The organism is Staphylococcus sp. CWZ226, assembly GCF_018986355.1.
Classification (GTDB): domain Bacteria; phylum Bacillota; class Bacilli; order Staphylococcales; family Staphylococcaceae; genus Staphylococcus; species Staphylococcus simulans.
In genome coordinates, this window is the sequence record NZ_JAHMSB010000010.1 from 69,655 (window position 1) to 87,208 (window position 17,554).

Annotated in this window: 19 protein-coding genes; 10 read left to right on the forward strand and 9 right to left on the reverse strand. The window is 34.4% G+C overall.

Annotation, left to right across the window (positions count from 1 at the left end; all coding sequences use genetic code 11):
- Window positions 1–20 precede the first annotated feature (20 nt).
- The 4 genes from pmtB to KRR19_RS09055 form a co-directional block, all read right to left on the reverse strand.
- Window positions 21–701 (reverse strand): phenol-soluble modulin export ABC transporter permease subunit PmtB, encoded by a 681-nt coding sequence (gene pmtB, locus KRR19_RS09040; RefSeq protein ID WP_060803978.1) that lies wholly within the window; start codon window positions 699–701, stop codon window positions 21–23.
- A complete protein-coding gene (gene pmtA / locus KRR19_RS09045; RefSeq protein ID WP_156666805.1) occupies window positions 698–1,588 on the reverse strand; it encodes a phenol-soluble modulin export ABC transporter ATP-binding protein PmtA in 891 nt (296 codons plus the stop codon). The genes pmtB and pmtA overlap by 4 nt, the downstream gene beginning before the upstream one ends.
- Window positions 1,585–1,965, reverse strand: a complete 381-nt coding sequence (gene pmtR / locus KRR19_RS09050; protein ID WP_002481711.1) for a PSM export ABC transporter transcriptional regulator PmtR — start codon at window positions 1,963–1,965, stop codon at window positions 1,585–1,587. The genes pmtA and pmtR overlap by 4 nt, the downstream gene beginning before the upstream one ends.
- 164 nt (window positions 1,966–2,129) lie before the next feature.
- Window positions 2,130–2,321 carry an SE1626 family protein gene (locus KRR19_RS09055; RefSeq protein WP_002481712.1) on the reverse strand — a complete coding sequence of 64 codons (192 nt, stop codon included), beginning with the start codon at window positions 2,319–2,321 and terminating at the stop codon, window positions 2,130–2,132.
- Between the two features lie 192 nt (window positions 2,322–2,513).
- Here KRR19_RS09055 and KRR19_RS09060 point away from each other — a divergent pair, with 192 nt between their 5' ends.
- Together KRR19_RS09060 and KRR19_RS09065 are read left to right on the forward strand one after the other, a co-directional pair.
- Window positions 2,514–3,809: an aminotransferase class I/II-fold pyridoxal phosphate-dependent enzyme gene (locus tag KRR19_RS09060; protein ID WP_156666803.1), complete on the forward strand. Its 1,296-nt coding sequence runs from the start codon at window positions 2,514–2,516 to the stop codon at window positions 3,807–3,809.
- Between the two features lie 388 nt (window positions 3,810–4,197).
- A complete protein-coding gene (locus tag KRR19_RS09065; protein WP_002481714.1) occupies window positions 4,198–5,223 on the forward strand; it encodes a threonine aldolase family protein in 1,026 nt (341 codons plus the stop codon).
- 104 nt (window positions 5,224–5,327) lie between these two features.
- Here the strand turns inward: KRR19_RS09065 and groL are convergent, their stop codons facing one another.
- Both groL and groES read right to left on the reverse strand, forming a co-directional pair.
- Entirely contained in the window at window positions 5,328–6,947 is a 1,620-nt protein-coding gene (gene groL, locus KRR19_RS09070; protein WP_216733598.1) for a chaperonin GroEL, read from the reverse strand.
- A gap of 38 nt (window positions 6,948–6,985) precedes the next feature.
- Complete coding sequence (gene groES, locus KRR19_RS09075) at window positions 6,986–7,270, reverse strand: co-chaperone GroES (protein WP_002481716.1); 285 nt, start codon at window positions 7,268–7,270, stop codon at window positions 6,986–6,988.
- A gap of 216 nt (window positions 7,271–7,486) precedes the next feature.
- Between groES and mroQ the strand changes: the two genes are divergently transcribed.
- The gene (gene mroQ, locus KRR19_RS09080; RefSeq protein ID WP_070626462.1) at window positions 7,487–8,230 is read left to right on the forward strand and encodes an intramembrane glutamic endopeptidase MroQ; all 744 of its coding nucleotides are present in this window, start codon (window positions 7,487–7,489) and stop codon (window positions 8,228–8,230) included.
- Between the two features lie 88 nt (window positions 8,231–8,318).
- Here mroQ and KRR19_RS09085 read toward each other — a convergent pair whose 3' ends face one another.
- Window positions 8,319–9,767 carry an SdrH family protein gene (locus KRR19_RS09085; RefSeq protein WP_207021091.1) on the reverse strand — a complete coding sequence of 483 codons (1,449 nt, stop codon included), beginning with the start codon at window positions 9,765–9,767 and terminating at the stop codon, window positions 8,319–8,321.
- Window positions 9,768–9,987: 220 nt separating this feature from the next.
- On the opposite strand from KRR19_RS09085, the gene KRR19_RS09090 reads away from it, so the two are divergent.
- Window positions 9,988–10,788 carry a carbon-nitrogen family hydrolase gene (locus KRR19_RS09090; protein ID WP_002481719.1) on the forward strand — a complete coding sequence of 267 codons (801 nt, stop codon included), beginning with the start codon at window positions 9,988–9,990 and terminating at the stop codon, window positions 10,786–10,788.
- Between the two features lie 304 nt (window positions 10,789–11,092).
- Here the strand turns inward: KRR19_RS09090 and KRR19_RS09095 are convergent, their stop codons facing one another.
- The gene (locus KRR19_RS09095; RefSeq protein WP_158257062.1) at window positions 11,093–11,257 is read right to left on the reverse strand and encodes a delta-lysin family phenol-soluble modulin; all 165 of its coding nucleotides are present in this window, start codon (window positions 11,255–11,257) and stop codon (window positions 11,093–11,095) included.
- 311 nt (window positions 11,258–11,568) lie between these two features.
- On the opposite strand from KRR19_RS09095, the gene KRR19_RS09100 reads away from it, so the two are divergent.
- Genes KRR19_RS09100 through agrA form a run of 4 tightly spaced genes read left to right on the forward strand, consistent with a single transcriptional unit; the run spans window position 11,569 to window position 14,350 of the window.
- Complete coding sequence (locus KRR19_RS09100) at window positions 11,569–12,147, forward strand: accessory gene regulator AgrB (RefSeq protein ID WP_002481720.1); 579 nt, start codon at window positions 11,569–11,571, stop codon at window positions 12,145–12,147.
- The gene (agrD, locus tag KRR19_RS09105; RefSeq protein WP_002481721.1) at window positions 12,147–12,284 is read left to right on the forward strand and encodes a cyclic lactone autoinducer peptide AgrD; all 138 of its coding nucleotides are present in this window, start codon (window positions 12,147–12,149) and stop codon (window positions 12,282–12,284) included. Before KRR19_RS09100 ends, agrD begins: the two co-directional genes overlap by 1 nt.
- Before the next feature lie 45 nt (window positions 12,285–12,329).
- Window positions 12,330–13,631: a quorum-sensing sensor histidine kinase AgrC gene (gene agrC, locus KRR19_RS09110; protein WP_156666795.1), complete on the forward strand. Its 1,302-nt coding sequence runs from the start codon at window positions 12,330–12,332 to the stop codon at window positions 13,629–13,631.
- A 2-nt stretch (window positions 13,632–13,633) separates the two neighbouring features.
- Window positions 13,634–14,350: a quorum-sensing response regulator AgrA gene (gene agrA / locus KRR19_RS09115; RefSeq protein WP_002481723.1), complete on the forward strand. Its 717-nt coding sequence runs from the start codon at window positions 13,634–13,636 to the stop codon at window positions 14,348–14,350.
- A 74-nt stretch (window positions 14,351–14,424) separates the two neighbouring features.
- Here the strand turns inward: agrA and KRR19_RS09120 are convergent, their stop codons facing one another.
- Window positions 14,425–15,909, reverse strand: a complete 1,485-nt coding sequence (locus tag KRR19_RS09120; protein WP_156666794.1) for a GH32 C-terminal domain-containing protein — start codon at window positions 15,907–15,909, stop codon at window positions 14,425–14,427.
- A gap of 235 nt (window positions 15,910–16,144) precedes the next feature.
- Here KRR19_RS09120 and KRR19_RS09125 point away from each other — a divergent pair, with 235 nt between their 5' ends.
- Window positions 16,145–17,233: a YeeE/YedE family protein gene (locus tag KRR19_RS09125; RefSeq protein WP_156666793.1), complete on the forward strand. Its 1,089-nt coding sequence runs from the start codon at window positions 16,145–16,147 to the stop codon at window positions 17,231–17,233.
- A 55-nt stretch (window positions 17,234–17,288) separates the two neighbouring features.
- Window positions 17,289–17,513, forward strand: a complete 225-nt coding sequence (locus KRR19_RS09130) for a sulfurtransferase TusA family protein (RefSeq protein ID WP_002481726.1) — start codon at window positions 17,289–17,291, stop codon at window positions 17,511–17,513.
- The last annotated feature ends 41 nt before the right edge of the window (window positions 17,514–17,554 follow it).

Below are 17,554 nucleotides of genomic sequence, written 5' to 3' on the forward strand. Positions count from 1 at the left end.
AAAGACCTCCTTTTAAATGACTATTGATTTGAATTAATTTTTTTAAGCTGATAAAAATATGTTCCCACAAAAATTACGATACATAATAAGCCAGACCAAAGCACAAACCTATTGATATAAACTTCCACCATTTTATCTGACATCATATCAAAACGTTCTGTCACAACTGCGATCAACAAGAAACCAATTGCGATTAAAATCGGTACAACAATATTCGCAACAACGATATAGCCCCAATAAGGAATAAAATCCCTTCTGACTTCAGAACTTTTGGGGAAAGCGAGTGCGTGACCCAAAAGGTTAATTGCGATAAATGTCAAAGGCGTCATCAGTTCAATACTATTAATCTCTGCACCTTGCGGCACGTCATTATACACAATCAACACGATTGCACCTGCTAATGCTAACAAGAGTGTTGTTAAATAATGTGTATTTAACTGCTGACGTGCTGAAAAAGGTAAGCTGTGATTGAAGTAATAAGCTTTATTACCGCCTAATTTAAATTGCAATCTGAAGACTTGTCCGCTATCAAAAATAATGATAAACATAACAAGCGCCGCAAAGATATTTTTAATAATAACACTCCATACCGAATCACCTTTAATCAATGGCAATACAACTGGCGCAAGTATAATCATCAATGCATAAACAATTAAAGTATATTTTCTTAATAGTAAGTTTCTTTTGAGCAATGTCTTCATAACACTTCACCAAGCTTTGCTTCATCTAAGCCACCCTTTTCTACATTAACCATCAATTCTTCAATGGTCGGTTCAGAAATTTCTACTCGGTCACCAAAGATTTCTTTGAAAGCATCCGCTTCTTTCGTTAATCCTACATAACCCGTTTGTTTAATTTTCAAATTGATAATGTAACTTTTTAATTCATCATCCAAGTCTTCAACACTACCACGTATTAATTGGTAATCATCCAACAATACATATTTCGGTTCATTGAAGATAATTTGCCCATCTTTAAGATAAACAAGATGATCTGCGATTTTCTCAATATCTGAAATTATATGTGTTGAAAAGAAAACTGAAACATCTTCATTAATGAGTTCTTCTTGGATGATTTCTAGTACTTCATTTCTTGCGATAGGGTCTAATCCTGCTGTCGGTTCATCTAAAATGAACAACTTCGCATGATGACTAAATGCAATCGCAAAGGAAAGTTTCATCTTCATTCCTGTTGAAAACGTCTTAATCTTCTTCTTAAGCGGAAGTTTAAATCGTTCTATGTAGTGGTGAAAAATATCATGATTCCAATTGCGATACATCGGTCCAATACATCGCTCTACTTTTTCGATTGTCCATTTTTCATTCAAGTATAATTCCGAATAAATAAAACCGATTTGTTCTTTGATTTCTCTTTCTTGTTTCGGCATTTCATGTCCAAGCATTTCAATATATCCAGATTCTCGATGAATCAAGTTCATCAATAAACGAATAATGGTTGTTTTACCTGCACCATTAGCGCCAATGAAACCTGTCACATAACCTTTTGGAACATGAAATGAAATATCTTTAAGCTCGAAGTTTTTATGATGATACGAAAGTGACTGTACATCGATAGCTTTTTCTATCATTCATTTTCCTCCTCATAGATTAATGCTAAGATTTCATTCAACTCTTCAAGCGGCATACCGATTGTTTTTGCTTCTTTTACTAATGATTTCGTTAAATCTTCGATGACTATAAATTGCTTTTCTTTCAATATCGCATTGTCTTGCTCTTTAACGTAAGTACCCTTTCCCCTGATTGTGGTCACAAACCCATCTTTCTCCAAATCTTCATAAGCACGTTTGGTCGTAATTAAACTTACGCGTAAGTCTTTCGCAAGTTCTCTCATAGAGGGAAGATGATCACCGGGAGAAATATAACCTTTGAGTATATTTTCTTTAATCTGCTGCTTGATTTGTTCATATATCGGATATTCACTATTATTCTTAAGCAGTATTTTCATCTAACTTCCTCCCTAACTGTATATACACAGTATACACAGATATAACAGTTTTGTCTATGATTTTTACGTAATCTTTACATAATCACTCAAATATCAGTCTTTCCTGTATATATTGTATATACACAGAAGCAATAAAAAAGTAACTGCACAATGCACTTGTACAGTTACTTTTTACGTTTATACTGTTCTCTTTTCTTCCGATCATTATTACGACTGATAAAAGCACAAATCATGAACATGATGGCCGCTAAAAACATTTTAATACTTGCGCCTTCATCTTCAATAAATTGAAAATAAGCACCAGCTAAAAACGCTAGAATTGCGATAATCACAAAAATTTTAGTCAAATGTTTCAATATTTTCACCTCAAATATAATCAGTATATCAAATAATTATTGGGTATTCATGGTTAGTTTTTCTATTTTTAAGGATACATTTAGAATAATCGACCATATTTTCTGAAAATCGTCGTTCTCTACTTTCTATTTAAGCTCATTCAAGATAATATAGTAATGTATGAAGACTTTAAAAAGTGAGGCGGAATTATTATGAATCCATTAGCGCTTGATTTAAATGAGCAACTTACACAATCTAACCCTGTGATATTGGACATGCTGTCTGACTTAGGTAAACACATGTTTTATCCTAAAGGCATTTTATCTCAATCAGCAGAAGCTAAAGCAACAAAGTATAACGCAACAATTGGTATGGCGACAGATGATAATGGAAAATTATACTCTGATACAATCTACGGTTTATACCAACATCTAAATCCAGATGAAATTTTCCCTTATGCGCCACCGCAAGGATTAGAAACATTACGTGCGTTATGGGAAGAAAAAATTCTAAAAGAAAATCCTGATCTAGAACAAAAACAAATTTCTAGACCTATCGTGACAAACGCATTAACACATGGCTTATCTATTTTAGCTGACTTATTTGTTAATGCTGGTGATACGTTATTATTACCTGTACAAAACTGGGGCAACTATAAATTAATTTTTAATACGCGTCATGGTGCTGATATTCAAACATATTCTATCTTTGATGAACAAAATCGCTACACAACTGATGGTTTTGTTGAAGCTTTAGAAAATTATGATCAAGACAAAGTCATCTTATTGTTGAATTACCCAAATAACCCAACAGGCTATACACCAACTGCAGATCAAGTTGATGTTATCGCCAAAGCAATTAAAGACTTAGCTGATCGCGGTACTAAGGTAATTACAATTGTAGATGATGCATATTATGGTCTATTCTATGAAGATGTTTATACACAATCATTATTCTCAGCATTAACACAGCTTGAATCAGAAAATATCTTACCGGTGAGATTAGACGGCGCAACTAAAGAATTCTTTGCTTGGGGCTTACGTGTCGGCTTTATTACTTTCGGTATTAATGATGAAATTACTAAAGCTGTCTTAGAAGCTAAAGTTAAAGGTTTAATCCGTAGTAATATCTCAAGCGGTCCTATGCCTTCACAAAGTGCAGTTCAATATGTATTGCAACCTGAACATCGTGAAGCGTTTGAAGCGGATGTGCAACGTCATATCGATACTTTACGCGAACGTTATGAAGTCACAAAATCAGTGGTATATGATGAGCAATTTAAAGCTTACTGGACACCTTATGATTTCAACTCTGGTTATTTCATGGCAATTCAAGTTAAAGGTGTTGATGCGGAAGCATTACGTAAACACTTAATCGAAGCATATTCTATCGGTACAATTGCTTTGAACAAAACTGATATCCGTGTTGCTTTCAGCTGTATCGAAAAAGACGATATCCCTCATGTGTTCGAATCTATCGCAAAAGGTATCGCTGACTTACAACAATAATAAATAATTAGCTAAACTCTGATCGACTGCTTAGTCCATCAGAGTTTTTTATGTATGATCACTTAAAAAAGCGTCTGTTTTACTGCCATAATATGAATTGTCAAAAAATCGCTATAATTTATATAACTCCTCTATTTTACAGTATTAACAGCCCAAAGCTTTGCAAGATTAAAATATAAAAGTATTATCTTGTAGTTGACACAATCAACTAACCGCATTATTATTAAAACATTCTCTAACTGTATAAGACTTTTGAAAAGATGTGATTTTGGTACATTAGTTCTTGAATTCTAAATAATGTTTTCAGAATATTGGTACTACTTATGCCTCTTTTGCTTTGCAGCTAGAATTGCATTATAAAAAATACTATGAATTGGAGGAAGGACCCATGATATCTTTTGAAAATGACTATCTAGAAGGTGCACATGAAAAAGTTTTAGAAAAATTAGTTCAAACTAATTACGTACAGGAGTCTGGATACGGCAATGATACATTTACTGCTGATGCAATCAGTAAAATCAGACAAGCTATCGATATGCCAGAAGCTGCTATTTATTTTCTAGTCGGTGGAACACAAACGAATCAAGTTGTAATTAACGCAATGCTAAACAAATACGAAGGTGTCATTGCCGGGGACACTGGTCACATCAGTGTACATGAATCCGGTGCGATTGAATTCAGTGGTCATAAAGTATTAACGGTACCTTCTGACAATGGTAAAATCACTGCTGATCAAGTGAAAAATTATATTGATGACTTCTATGAAGACTCAAACTATAAACATATGGTTTATCCAGGTATGGTCTATATTTCTTATCCTACTGAATACGGAACCTTATACACAAAATCAGAATTAGAAAGCATCTCAAACATGTGTAAAACATATGAGATCCCATTATACATTGATGGTGCGCGTTTAGGTTATGGTTTAGTCAGTGATGAAGCTGATTTAGATATTAAGGATATTGCCAAATATGCAGATGTCTTTTACATAGGTGGTACTAAAATCGGAGCTTTATGTGGTGAAGCTATTGTCTTCACAAGCAACAATGAGCCGAGGCACTTTACATCTATTGTCAAACAACACGGTGCCTTACTTGCGAAAAGCCGCTTAATCGGTGTTCAGTTTGCTGAATTATTTACAAATAACTTATATTTAGATATCAGTCGACATGCAGTGGATATGGCAATGCAATTAAAACAAGCATTTGTTGAAAAAGGCTACCAACTCTATTTAGATTCACCAACCAATCAGCAATTCTTTATTATGAACAATGAAACAATTGAAAGATTGAGTGAATATATAAAATTCACTTGTTGGGAGAAGTATAACGAGACGCATAAAATCGTACGCTTTGCGACCAGCTGGGCAACACGTGAAGAACATATCGCCTACCTTAAAGCACATATTTAAGTAAAATTTATCAAAAAAGACGCTTCATTAGCTATACATACTAATGAAGCGCCTTTTTTATCGATAGCAGTTTATGAATTAAACTGCTTTATTTATGATATCTCTTACATCATGCCTGGCATACCCATTCCTGGATTGCCTGCATCATTATTTTCTTCAGGAATTTTAGCTACTACAGCTTCTGTTGTTAAGAACATTGCTGCTACACTTGCGGCATTTTGTAATGCTGAACGTGTTACTTTTGTAGGGTCTACGATACCTGCATCTAACATATTCACCCATTCACCAGTAGCTGCGTTGTAACCAACACCTGGATCTGCATGTTTTAATTTTTCAACGATAATTGAACCTTCTAAACCAGCATTATCAGCAATTTGACGTACAGGTGCTTCTAATGCTTTTAAGACGATATTAATACCTGTTTCAACATCACCTTCAGCTTCAATTTCGCTGACACGTTTGTATACATTCACTAATGCAGTACCGCCACCAGCAACAATACCTTCTTCTACTGCTGCACGTGTAGAGTTCAATGCGTCTTCGATACGTAATTTACGTTCTTTTAATTCTGTTTCACTTGCAGCACCGACTTTAATTACTGCTACGCCGCCAGTTAATTTAGCTAAACGTTCTTGTAATTTTTCACGGTCGAAATCTGAGTTAGTTTCTTCAATTTGTGATTTGATTTGTGATACACGTGCATCGATAGAATTTTTATCTCCGTCACCGTTAACAATTGTTGTATTGTCTTTAGTAACTTCCACTTTATTCGCTGTACCTAACATATCAATAGATGCATCTTTCAAGTCATAACCTAAGTCATCAGTGATGAACTGTGCACCTGTTAAAATTGAAATGTCTTCTAACATTGATTTACGACGATCACCGAAACCTGGTGCTTTAACTGCGACTGCAGTAAATGTTCCACGCATACGGTTTAATACGATGTTTGTTAAAGCATCGCCTTCTACTTCGTCAGCAATGATTAAAATTGGGCGATTAGATTGAACAATTTGTTCTAATAATGGAAGAATATCTTGGAATGAGCTGATTTTTTTATCAGTCACTAAGATATATGGACGTTCTAATACAGCTTCCATTTTTTCAGAGTCAGTTACCATATATGGAGATTGGTAACCTCTATCAAATTGCATACCTTCAACTACGTCTAATTCTGTGTTGAATCCGTTTGATTCTTCAATACTGATAACACCGTCATTACCAACTTTATCCATTGCTTCTGAAATGTATCGGCCGATTTCTTCATCAGCTGCTGAAATAGCACCAACTTGTGCAATTTCATTTTTATTTTCAACTTTTTGAGATTGATCATGTAAAGCTTGTACCGCTTCGCCTACTGCTAAATCAATACCTTTACGTAAACCAACAGGGTTCGCACCGCTTGTTACGTTTTTTAATCCTTCTTGAATCATTGCTTGTGCAAGTACTGTAGCTGTTGTTGTACCGTCCCCAGCAATTTCATTTGTTTTATTCGCAACTTCTTGCACTAATTTTGCACCCATATTTTCATATGGATCTTCAAGTTCAATTTCTTTCGCAATCGTTACCCCGTCATTTGTAATTAAAGGTGCAGTAAATTCTTTGTCTAGCACCACGTTACGACCTTTAGGTCCGATTGTTACTTTGACTGCATTCGCAAGTTGATCTACACCGCGAAGCATTGATTGACGTGCATCTTCAGAAAATTTTATTTCTTTAGCCATATGTTTATAGCCTCCTGTTATTTGTTATGATTGATGTATTATTGTACGATAGCTAGAATTTCCTCTTCACTGATAACAAGGTATTTGTCTTCACCGACTTGTACTTCACTTCCGGCATATTGTTCAAATACCACAGTGTCGCCTTCTTTAACTTCAGGCGTAATAACAGTACCATTATCTAAAGTTCTGCCTGGTCCGACTGCGATAACTTTACCTTCATTAGATTTTTCTTTCGCTTTATCAGTTAATACGATTCCGCTCTTAGTTGTTTGTTCACTTTCAACTCTTTGAATTATCACGCGATTCCCTAATGGTTTAAGCATGGTCGTTCCTCCTCTAATCTGTTGCAATTGTTTATTTCATATTTGATTTATTTACATATCAAGTTTTGTTTAGCACTCTCATATCCTGAGTGCTAATCCACTTTCTATATTAATCAAAATTGGTCAATACATCAAGCAATTAGAATTTTATTTTCCTCGCACAAACTTTTAGTTTAAAATGAATATAACAACTAGATAGTATGGAGGAGTTACATTATGTCACGACTATGGTTTTCAATCCTAACCTTGATCGTTTATGGACTTGCATTGTTCGGTCCACAGATGTTGTATCGTGCTGGTTTGTTTGATCATTTTAAAGGCAAGCAACTTATGCTTACGACATCATACACACAAGTCATTTTAATGATTTTAGCAGCATTGGTCATTTTGTGGATGAATTATAAAATCAAAAACAAAACACGTTTAGAATTACAACCGAAAGTCCAAAAACGTTATGTCATTCTTTGGGCCATTGTAGGGCTCATTGTCGTACTGTTATATCAAATTATTGCTTCTCTATTAAATCATTTTGTATTTAAAATCGATCAGCCAAGCCCGAATACAACTGGCATTATGAAAATTATTCAAGAAGCACCTATTTTTATTGTACTCGTGGCAATTGCTGGACCTTTCTTAGAAGAATTCGTATTCAGAAAGGTTATCTTCGGTGAGATTTTCAATATTCTTAGAGGTAATAAAGTCATACGTTTTATCATTGCTGGCACAGTCAGCTCAGCATTATTCGCTATGGCACATAACGACCCAAACTTTATTTTAATTTATTTTGGTATGGGCTTTATTTTAGCTGGTTTTTATATTTACACCAAGCGTATTGCCGTACCCATTTTAATTCATATCTTCATGAATAGTTACGTGGTCGTCATTCAATTATTATTCGCAGACGATCTTAAAAAAATGCAAGAATCTGTATCATTTATTTTTCATATGATTGGATATTAAAAAATCACGCAACAGGTTACTCTCGAACTTGTTGCGTGATTTTTTTGAATTAGGTTCTATTAATATAGTTACTAATCTAAATACTATATTATTGCTTCTTTCGTTTCATAATCATTAATACAATAAACCAGATAAATGCAACCCCGAATACAATTAACAAAGTGTTGAGTAAGCGTGGGTATTTCTGATTATCAGTTGTTTTTTCTTCTTGTTTCTTTTTCGCTTTATCTGCATTTTGTTTTGTATCTTCTGAAGGTTTGGTTGTCTGTTTAGCTTCAGCATGCTTATCTCGTTTTACTTCTTTTAAATCTGGCATTGAGCCTAAGTCACTTGTTACTAATCCTAAAATTTGCAAGTCTAAATTTGCATAATATTGTTGCGCTCTCATAGGACTGAAATACTGATATTTGAAGTAGCCCGTACTTTGCTGTAAATTATTTAAATTACTATTATTACTAAAATTTTGCGGTTGCAACACTGCATGAACATCATCTTCAGTAGACTGCGTATCATCACTGATCATACCCACTTGATGAACAATAAACGGATTATATCTAAATGACCCTGTAATCAAATGTCCATAACGGTCACCAATTAAACCTAAATTTGAAAAAGGCATTACTTCATCCGAAGCTTGCTGTTCATTTAAGCCTCCATTTAAAGAAGGTGTTGCCGAAGCGAAATTAGAACTGTTCGGTATATAGTCAGCTGATGGATGATAGCTTGAAGTTGGCGTGACTTGTTGATTCGGTTGATATGAATTTTGTCCAGATTTATTGTTGCTTGGTAAATTATTGTCTGATGGGCCTTGTTCTGGTGTTTCTGGTGTAGTGGGTCCATCTGGCATTGATGGTTCTCCTGGTTCAGGCTCCTCTGGTGTTGGTTCGTCTGGCACAGGTTTTTCAGGTGATGGTTCAACTGGATGTGAACCGCCCTCTCCTCTTTGTGGAATCGTACCGCCACCTTGTCCTTTATCATTTTCACTATTATCTTCAGGTTTTTCTGTATTATCGCCTGAAGATGGTTTTTCGTCTGGATTTGTTTCTTCAGGTTTTGGTTCTTCTGGATTTGTAGGTTCGGGTTGGGTTTCAGTATTATTACTGCTGTCATTTGGGTTGTCCGAACTTTCTGCACCTGTTGAACTGCCTCCAGGTTGATCGTTTGGTTGAGGTTTTGTCGTATCTTGTGAAGTGTCTTCTTGTGTTGTATTTGTCTCCTCATTTGTCGATGTATTATTTGATTGTGTTGTTGTTTGGTCTTCTTTTTGTGTTGTAGTATCACTCTGTTGGTTTGGCTGAACACTAGATGAAGTACTTTCATTTGAAGTGTCACTCGGACTTTGAGTTAACGTTTCTTCTTCAGGCGCGCTTTGATTATTTAAACCATCTGATTGTGTTTTAGTTGTTTCTGTTTGTTTTGAAACAGGTACTTGTTGATTATTTTGTGCTTGTTCTGCGGCATGTGTTACTGTACTTGGTAATAGCAGCCCAGTTGCAGCGATGGTCAATGTTAATTTTTTGTATACTTTCTTTTTCATTTTAACGCACCTCCTTTTATCAAATATAGCAATCAACTTAAGTATATAAGAACTTATCTTTAAATTCTATATGTATATTAGAATGAAAAGAAGTGTTAATATACTTAATAATTTGTAATAATCCAAATAAAGCTCTTAAATATCAGATTATTATCAATATTGGAAATTCATAACGTACTTTAGTACAGTAATATTAATAAAAGAATGGAGAGGATTATCAATGAAAGTTCAACTATTTCAATTCAATCTTGCACATGGGAATGCGAAAGCTAACCAAGATAAGATTGAATCACTATTTTCAAAACACCTTGAATCTGATACAGACGTCGCTGTTTTACCTGAAATGTGGAATAACAGTTACGCACTAGAACAACTATCTACTTTATCAGATGATGATTTAAAAGAGAGTCTATCATTCATTCAAAAGCTAAGCCGTGCTTATAACGTTACAATTGTTGCTGGATCAGTTTCTAATAAGAAAAAAGGCAATACTTTTAATACTGCATTCACAGTTAACGCACAAGGCGAATTGATTTATCAATATGATAAAGTACATCTCGTTCCTATGTTAGATGAGCATTTATACTTAACTGGCGGTGAAACTGTTCCTTATGTCTTTTACCTCAATGAACAAGTGCGTGCGTCACAAATCATTTGCTATGACTTACGATTCCCTGAAATTGCACGACACCCTTCTATTGAAGGTGCAGATATTTTATTCTATGTAGCTGAATGGCCAATGGCACGTTTAAATCATTGGCGTACATTGCTCCAAAGCCGAGCGATTGAAAATGATATCTTCGTTATCGCTTGTAATACTTGCGGTTTTGAAAAAGATGGTGGCACAGAATACGCGGGTCATTCTCTTGTGATTAATCCGAATGGAGAAATCTTAGCTGAAGCAGGAACTGAAGAAGAAGTCTTAACTGTAGATATTAATCTTGATGAAGTTAAGCAGCAACGACAAAATATTCCTGTCTTTGATAATAGACGCCCTCACCTTTATAAATATGATCAATAAAAATAACCCATGAGTTTGGGAGGAACTCATGGGTTTTACTTATTATTAAGGGAATGTTTACAGTTATTTTTCTATCTATTTTTGGGGATGTTATTAATTATGAAAAAAATTTAGTGAATTTACCGATATTTGATAAATTTAATGTTACTCACGATAATTTAACTACAATGATATGCATACCGAACGCTTCATTTCCGATATACATATATGAGAGATGCAGGAATCAATGCAAGGACAAACACCGATTCCTGCTTTAAGGATTAAACAATTTAGTGCTTATACTCAAAGGACAATAAATAAGGAATTATTTTTGAGTGAATTTTTGAACTGTTTCGATGATTAATTTTACGAATTCACCGATAGTGCCTACGATATCTCCTGCCATGTGTATTGCCCCCTTTCTTTTCAATATAGGATGATCAGTTAGTCTAAGGCATGTTAGACCTACGAAGAATATTAACGATGCCATAAACCAATTTCTTTGAAATATTAAGATGAAGTAAGGTAACCACATTGACTTCAAACACGATATGTTTATGTAATGTGTTACCTGAATTCTTATCACATCTCTGTGATACATCTTCATTAAAACATCATTTCTAAAGTTAATGTTAAATAATCCCTAACTTATGATATTTCAATCATAACTGTCTATAAATATATGTTAAAATGACGATAATAGTAGATTTTCTACAGTTTGGAATAAAAAACGAACAGTTAGGCAATGAATCAATAAAATATCCTTTTTAGTTGTATAATGTCAGTGAGGAGAGTGAGGCTATGCAAAAGGCTTTTTATAGGCAGGTTGATCGTTGGGCTCAAGCCCTTCAAAAAAGAAACAATCTAGACCGTATCGCTTATTTAAAAATAAAGCTTGGCCTAGAAGTCTTTTTCAATAACCTTTTCAAAACGATTGTCGTTTATGGACTTGCTCTTCTATTCCATGTTTTCTTATACACACTAACTGTTCATTTAAGCTATTTTATTATCCGACACTTTGCACACGGTGCGCATGCCAAATCAACACTTGCATGCTATATAGAAAGTATTGTTTTATTCGTAATGTTGCCATGGCTCTTAGCAACGTATCATGTACCAATCAACATTATGATTACTCTTGCAGCAATCGCAGTCATTTTACTTTGTATTTATGCACCTGCTGCTACAGTTAAGCAACCAATTCCCACACGACTGATTAAGAAAAAGAAAATCACGGCAATCATTCTTGCAACATTAATGTTTGCAATTTCATTCCTTGTTCCTAATGCTTACCAACAAATGATTTTGCTAGGTATCACATTACAAGGCGGTTCACAATTGCCAATATTTTTCCCTAAAAACAGAAAGGATGTATTGTAATGGACTTATTAAATGGTATCTTTAAATTATTCGCTTTTATCTTTGAGAAAATTGGAAACTTAGCTAAGTATAACCCATGTTGGGGTTACTTCGATGAAACTGAAGTACCAAGAGAATTATTAGAAGAAGATAACTAAAATCTAAAGAGTACAATCTTCATTGTATAAGAAAGTGTGTATAACATGGAATTATTAAACGGTATGTTTATAGCGACTTATCAAGGTATCTTACTCTTTTTAATCGCTAAAATTATTTTGAACTTATGCTACTCTTATAAAGAAATAGCTATACTTATAGCGATAAATATATTGGGAAGTTTTTCATATATTATCATTGGTAAATATGCACTATTTATCGTGATATTACTTACCGCAATCTATTTATACAAAAAAATAAAATTATACTCTTTGCTGACAATGGTAGGAAGTGTCCTAATTTTATATTTAGGTAACCTTTCTGCCATGTCTGTTTTTATACTGCTTGATGCATACGATCCTAAAAGAATATTTATAAATGTTCTTTACTTAATAACATTTACAGTGGTTTCTATACTCTTAGCCTATGCAGTTAGATTTTTAATTAAAAAGTTAAGAACATCTTATTTATCTAGTAATAAGTTTTATATAGGAACAGTTACTACCTTTTTAGTAGCTACTTTTATTGTCATATATGTATTAATGCCTTCTAACATTAATTCTAGCGAATCCTTTAAACTTGTAGTTCTAGTTTATGTTGCTTTCATTCTCGCCGTAGTTGTTTTAGTGTTAGTAATCAGCTTCACGGTATTACGAGAAATGAAGTATAAGAGACAAGTTGAAGAAATAGAGAATTATTATAAATACACGTTACGTATTGAAAAGATTAATAATGATATGCGCAAGTTCAGACATGATTATGTGAACATATTACTTTCCATGTCTGAGTACATTCGTGATGACGATATGCCTGGTTTAAGAGCTTATTTTGAGGAACATATTGTTCCACTTAAAGATAATATGCAGACGAATTCTTTTAAAATCAATGGACTCGAACGTTTACAAATTCGAGAGTTAAAAGGTTTGTTGACGACTAAAATTATTCAAGCACAAGAAAATAATATCAGAGTAAGTGTTGAAGTACCTGATGAGATACATCATATTTCATTAGACATGATTGACTTATCGAGAGTAATGGGGATTATTTTGGATAATGCAATTGAAGCTTCCACTGAAATCGATGATCCTTTAATTCAAATCGGCTTTATGAAAAATAAGGATGCCGTGATGATTATTGTGATGAATAAGTGTGCTAAAGATACCCCTAAAGTTCATGAACTATTTAAAGAGAACTTCTCAACTAAAGGTCCAAATCGAGGTTTAGGGCTATCAACTTTAAGAGAAATTATTGATCAAACGGATAATGTTTTATTAGATACTGTGATTGAAAATCATTACTTTATACAAAAACTTGAAATCATGAATACCGAACACGAGGATGTGAAATAAACGTGAAGATTATTATATGCGAAGATGATGTACAACAGCGTGAACACATTGAATCCATCATTGAAAATTATATTATGATTGAAGAAAAACCTTTAGAAGTGGCGCTCTCAACGGGTGATCCTTATGAGGTATTAGAATTCGCTAAAGCTACAAATGAGATTTGTTGTTACTTCTTAGATATTCAGTTAGATTCTGATATTAACGGTATTAAGCTTGGCAGCGAACTTAGAAACTATGATTCTGTCGGCAGTATTATCTTTATTACTAGCCACAGTGAACTCACTTATCTTACTTTCGTTTATAAAGTAGCAGCCATGGACTTTATTTTTAAAGATGACCCTTCAGAAATGAAATCTCGAATTATTGATTGTATCGAAACTGCATTGACGAGACTACAGTTGCTTTCAAAAGAATCTAGTCTCGAAACAATTGAGTTAAAACGTGGCAGTAACTCAGTCTATGTTAATTACGATGATGTTATGTTCTTTGAATCCTCGGCAAAATCACATCGCTTAATTGCGCATTTAGACAATCGTCAAATCGAATTTTATGGCAACTTAAAAGATTTAAGCCAATTAGATGACCGCTTCTTCCGTTGTCACAATAGTTACGTCATTAATCGCAATAACATCGAAGAAGTAATATCTAAAGAACGTGAGGTCTACTTTAAAAATGGTGAACACTGTTATATCTCAGTAAGAAATTTAAAGAAAATCTAATCAAACAGGGCTGAAATCGCAATTGATTTCAGCCCTTCTTTTCTACTTATTCTTTTTATATTTCCACTTATAATTTATTGCTCCGAGTTATCTTCTACTACATATATACCATGCAAATCATATTTCGTGAATTTTAAATATGCTTGACCTGATTCTGTACCTACACGTATTCCTTTACTATTCTCTGGAGGGAAAATGCGTGAAGACATAACACGCTCACCATGATTACAGAAAACTTCAATACTAGATTGGTCTACAAAAATTTGTAAATGCTCTAAATCTCGACTCAATTGTACTGAACATTTCGTTTCAACATTTGCAAGCGGTACTTCCCCACTTTCACTGCAATCTAATGTCACTAAACGTGAATGTGTGTTATACGTCACTTTTGTCGAATTCCATTTTGAGACTTTTACTTCAAAATAGATTTCAGTCGCATCATTTTCCAAAATTTCAATCTGCAGTTCAAAGTTGTCGCCTTCATAAGGGTGGAGCTGTTTCGCAAATTTATTGGCATAACCTAATGCTGTTTCTTCGTTATATCTTAATTGTTTTAAGCTGGAGTGCGGTGTTTGATATATCTTTCCGTTGTGCATAGTAAGTTGTCTTGGAATAGAAAGACAAGGAACTTGTGCAATTTCAGGCAAATGTTCATATTCGCCTTCTGTTTTTAATAAACCGATTAAGACACGCGAACCTTCAGCATCTTCGAACGTTTGAGGGAAGACAAAACCAAAGCCGTCATCCCACAATTTGAAATCGCCATGATTCATCTTAAAGTTATGGAAATGTAAATGCCCCATTAAGTAACCTGCTTTAAATGCGTGTTCCGTATTTTCAGCTGTAAAAGTTAAAATGTCATAACCGTTCATAGTGAAATAATCAGATGCATGCCAAAAATCACCAAAGTGAGAAAGGTTTGTATGGACGGGTGCGATCAATTGCCATTGGTTGAGATCGTCGGCATGATAAGCTAATAATCTTCCTTGTCCTTTTTCTGTTTGTGCACTTAACAATGCAAAACGTGCTCCATCTTTTTCAAACACTTTTGGGTCTTGTACATTTTGAACATAGCCTTCAGGCACTTCAAAATTGATAGGTTGCTCATATTTTTCGATTTCACCTGTATGATTTTTCACTGCATGCAGTTGCATGAAAGGTGCTTCAATAACAGCATCTTTACTTTTTGCTGAGTATATAAAATGTGTCTGCTGATTGATCTCTATCGCACTGCCGCCTTTAATCCCCTCATCATCAAATAATCCGTCTGGTTTTAACATAATCTGTTCTGTAGGATTTTGTATTAAATCAGGAGTTTGATATGCGTAACTATAGCTTAATCCATTATTAATCGTAAATGGATACCATACATGACTTATTAAATAATGCTTGCCATCAAATAATAGACCATTCGGTTTACCCGCTGAACCAAATGGCGGCTGTAAATGGAATGTTTGTTTATACGGTGAAGAAGCGAACTTGTCTTTGAGTTCAGCAATTCTTTCAGCTGGTAGTTGTTCTATTCGTTGCGTTTCTACTTCATTTATCCAATCTTGCATCAACCATGTCCTCCTAATTAAACGTTTATCATCATTTCTTTTATTTTAGCATATTTATATACGCCCACCTATCCTCTTTTTCATACGGATTTCTATCTATGACATTTATATCAATTTTATAAGATAATACTTGTGCTTAATCAATTAATAATTTAGGGTAAAATTATACCCTTGCAATTTGGTCAATTGTATATTAGGATAAACCTTATCAACATTATCGGAAAAGAGGGATTAAATGATTTGGATGATTATCAGCGGTCTAATTGTGGGGAGTTTACTAGGATTTGTAATGCAGCGGACACGATTTTGTTTAGCCGGCGGATTTAGAGATATGTATGTTCAAAAAAATAATAAAATGTTTTACGCTTTACTCATTGCAATTTCTGTTCAAGCAATTGGTTTATTAGCTTTCACAGCGATAATTGGCAAACCTTTAGATAACGGAACATTCCCAATTATCGGAACAATTGTTGGATCATTTGTTTTCGGTGTTGGAATTGTATTAGCTGGCGGTTGTGCCACTGGTACTTACTACCGTGCTGGTGAAGGTCTTATCGGCAGCTGGTTAGCTTTAGTTGCTTATGCAGTATTCTCAGCTATTACTAAAGCAGGATTGTTAAAACCAGTGATGGAAGGTCTTAATTCAAAAACTAATGTTAATGCAGATATGTCAACAAGTACAGGTATTCCTGCTTGGGTTTGGGTCATTGTCATTACAGCAATTACAGTGTTCTTAGTGGTTAAAACAGTACGTAAACCTAAACCGAAAATTGCAGTCCCTAAATTAAAACAAAAATTCACAGGTGTACGCCACTTCTTCTTTGAAAAGAAATTCCACCCATTCGTAGCAGCAATTGTTGTTGGATTAATTGCGTTACTTGCTTGGCCAATGAGTTATTCAGCAGGCCGTGAAGGTGGTTTAGGTATCACTACACCTTCTTCAAATTTAGTACAATTTATCATCACAGGTAAAACATCATTCTTAGACTGGGGCGTATTCTTAGTCTTAGGTATTTTCATCGGATCTTATATTGCAGCTAAAGGTTCACGTGAATTTGCTTGGAGATTACCAGATAAAAAGACTTTAAGAAATAGTGTTATCGGCGGTGCATTAATGGGATTCGGCGCTTCAGTTGCCGGCGGTTGCTCAATTGGTAACGGCTTAGTTGCAACAGCAGCATTATCTTGGCAAGGCTGGATTGCTCTTGCATCAATGATTTTAGGTACTTGGTTAATGAGTTACTTTATCTTTATTAAACCAATGAAAGCATTACGTAAAGCACCTGCTAAAACAACTGCTTCAAGACCTGCAACACAATCATAATTAAGTTAAAATAGCCATAACGAATAAAAAGTTTTAAACAAAGGAGAATGAATCTATGGTATACGAACTAGGAACAGTCGGAATGGTTTGTCCTTTCCCTCTTATCGAAGCACAGAAGAAAATGGAAGAATTAGAAGTCGGAGACGAATTGAAAATCGACTTTGACTGCACACAAGCGACAGAAGCTATCCCAAACTGGGCAGCTGAAAAATCTTACCCTGTAACAAATTACGAACAATTAGGAGACGCTTCTTGGACAATTACAGTTCAAAAAGCCTAAACTAAAAAAGGAGTTTGCATTGAATGAAAATTCAAGCAAAC

Coding starts and splice junctions, on each gene's coding strand:
- groL (WP_216733598.1), bottom strand. CDS start 6,947: ATGGCTAAAGAAATAAAATTTTCTGAAGATGCACGTCAATCAATGCTT.
- agrC (WP_156666795.1), top strand. CDS start 12,330: ATGGAATTATTAAACGGTATGTTTATAGCGACTTATCAAGGTATCTTA.
- KRR19_RS09095 (WP_158257062.1), bottom strand. CDS start 11,257: ATGGCATCGTTAATATTCTTCGTAGGTCTAACATGCCTTAGACTAACT.
- KRR19_RS09100 (WP_002481720.1), top strand. CDS start 11,569: ATGCAAAAGGCTTTTTATAGGCAGGTTGATCGTTGGGCTCAAGCCCTT.
- pmtR (WP_002481711.1), bottom strand. CDS start 1,965: ATGAAAATACTGCTTAAGAATAATAGTGAATATCCGATATATGAACAA.
- KRR19_RS09065 (WP_002481714.1), top strand. CDS start 4,198: ATGATATCTTTTGAAAATGACTATCTAGAAGGTGCACATGAAAAAGTT.
- KRR19_RS09125 (WP_156666793.1), top strand. CDS start 16,145: ATGATTTGGATGATTATCAGCGGTCTAATTGTGGGGAGTTTACTAGGA.
- mroQ (WP_070626462.1), top strand. CDS start 7,487: ATGTCACGACTATGGTTTTCAATCCTAACCTTGATCGTTTATGGACTT.
- pmtA (WP_156666805.1), bottom strand. CDS start 1,588: ATGATAGAAAAAGCTATCGATGTACAGTCACTTTCGTATCATCATAAA.
- groES (WP_002481716.1), bottom strand. CDS start 7,270: ATGCTTAAACCATTAGGGAATCGCGTGATAATTCAAAGAGTTGAAAGT.
- agrD (WP_002481721.1), top strand. CDS start 12,147: ATGGACTTATTAAATGGTATCTTTAAATTATTCGCTTTTATCTTTGAG.
- KRR19_RS09130 (WP_002481726.1), top strand. CDS start 17,289: ATGGTATACGAACTAGGAACAGTCGGAATGGTTTGTCCTTTCCCTCTT.
- KRR19_RS09090 (WP_002481719.1), top strand. CDS start 9,988: ATGAAAGTTCAACTATTTCAATTCAATCTTGCACATGGGAATGCGAAA.
- KRR19_RS09120 (WP_156666794.1), bottom strand. CDS start 15,909: ATGCAAGATTGGATAAATGAAGTAGAAACGCAACGAATAGAACAACTA.
- KRR19_RS09085 (WP_207021091.1), bottom strand. CDS start 9,767: ATGAAAAAGAAAGTATACAAAAAATTAACATTGACCATCGCTGCAACT.
- KRR19_RS09060 (WP_156666803.1), top strand. CDS start 2,514: ATGAATCCATTAGCGCTTGATTTAAATGAGCAACTTACACAATCTAAC.
- pmtB (WP_060803978.1), bottom strand. CDS start 701: ATGAAGACATTGCTCAAAAGAAACTTACTATTAAGAAAATATACTTTA.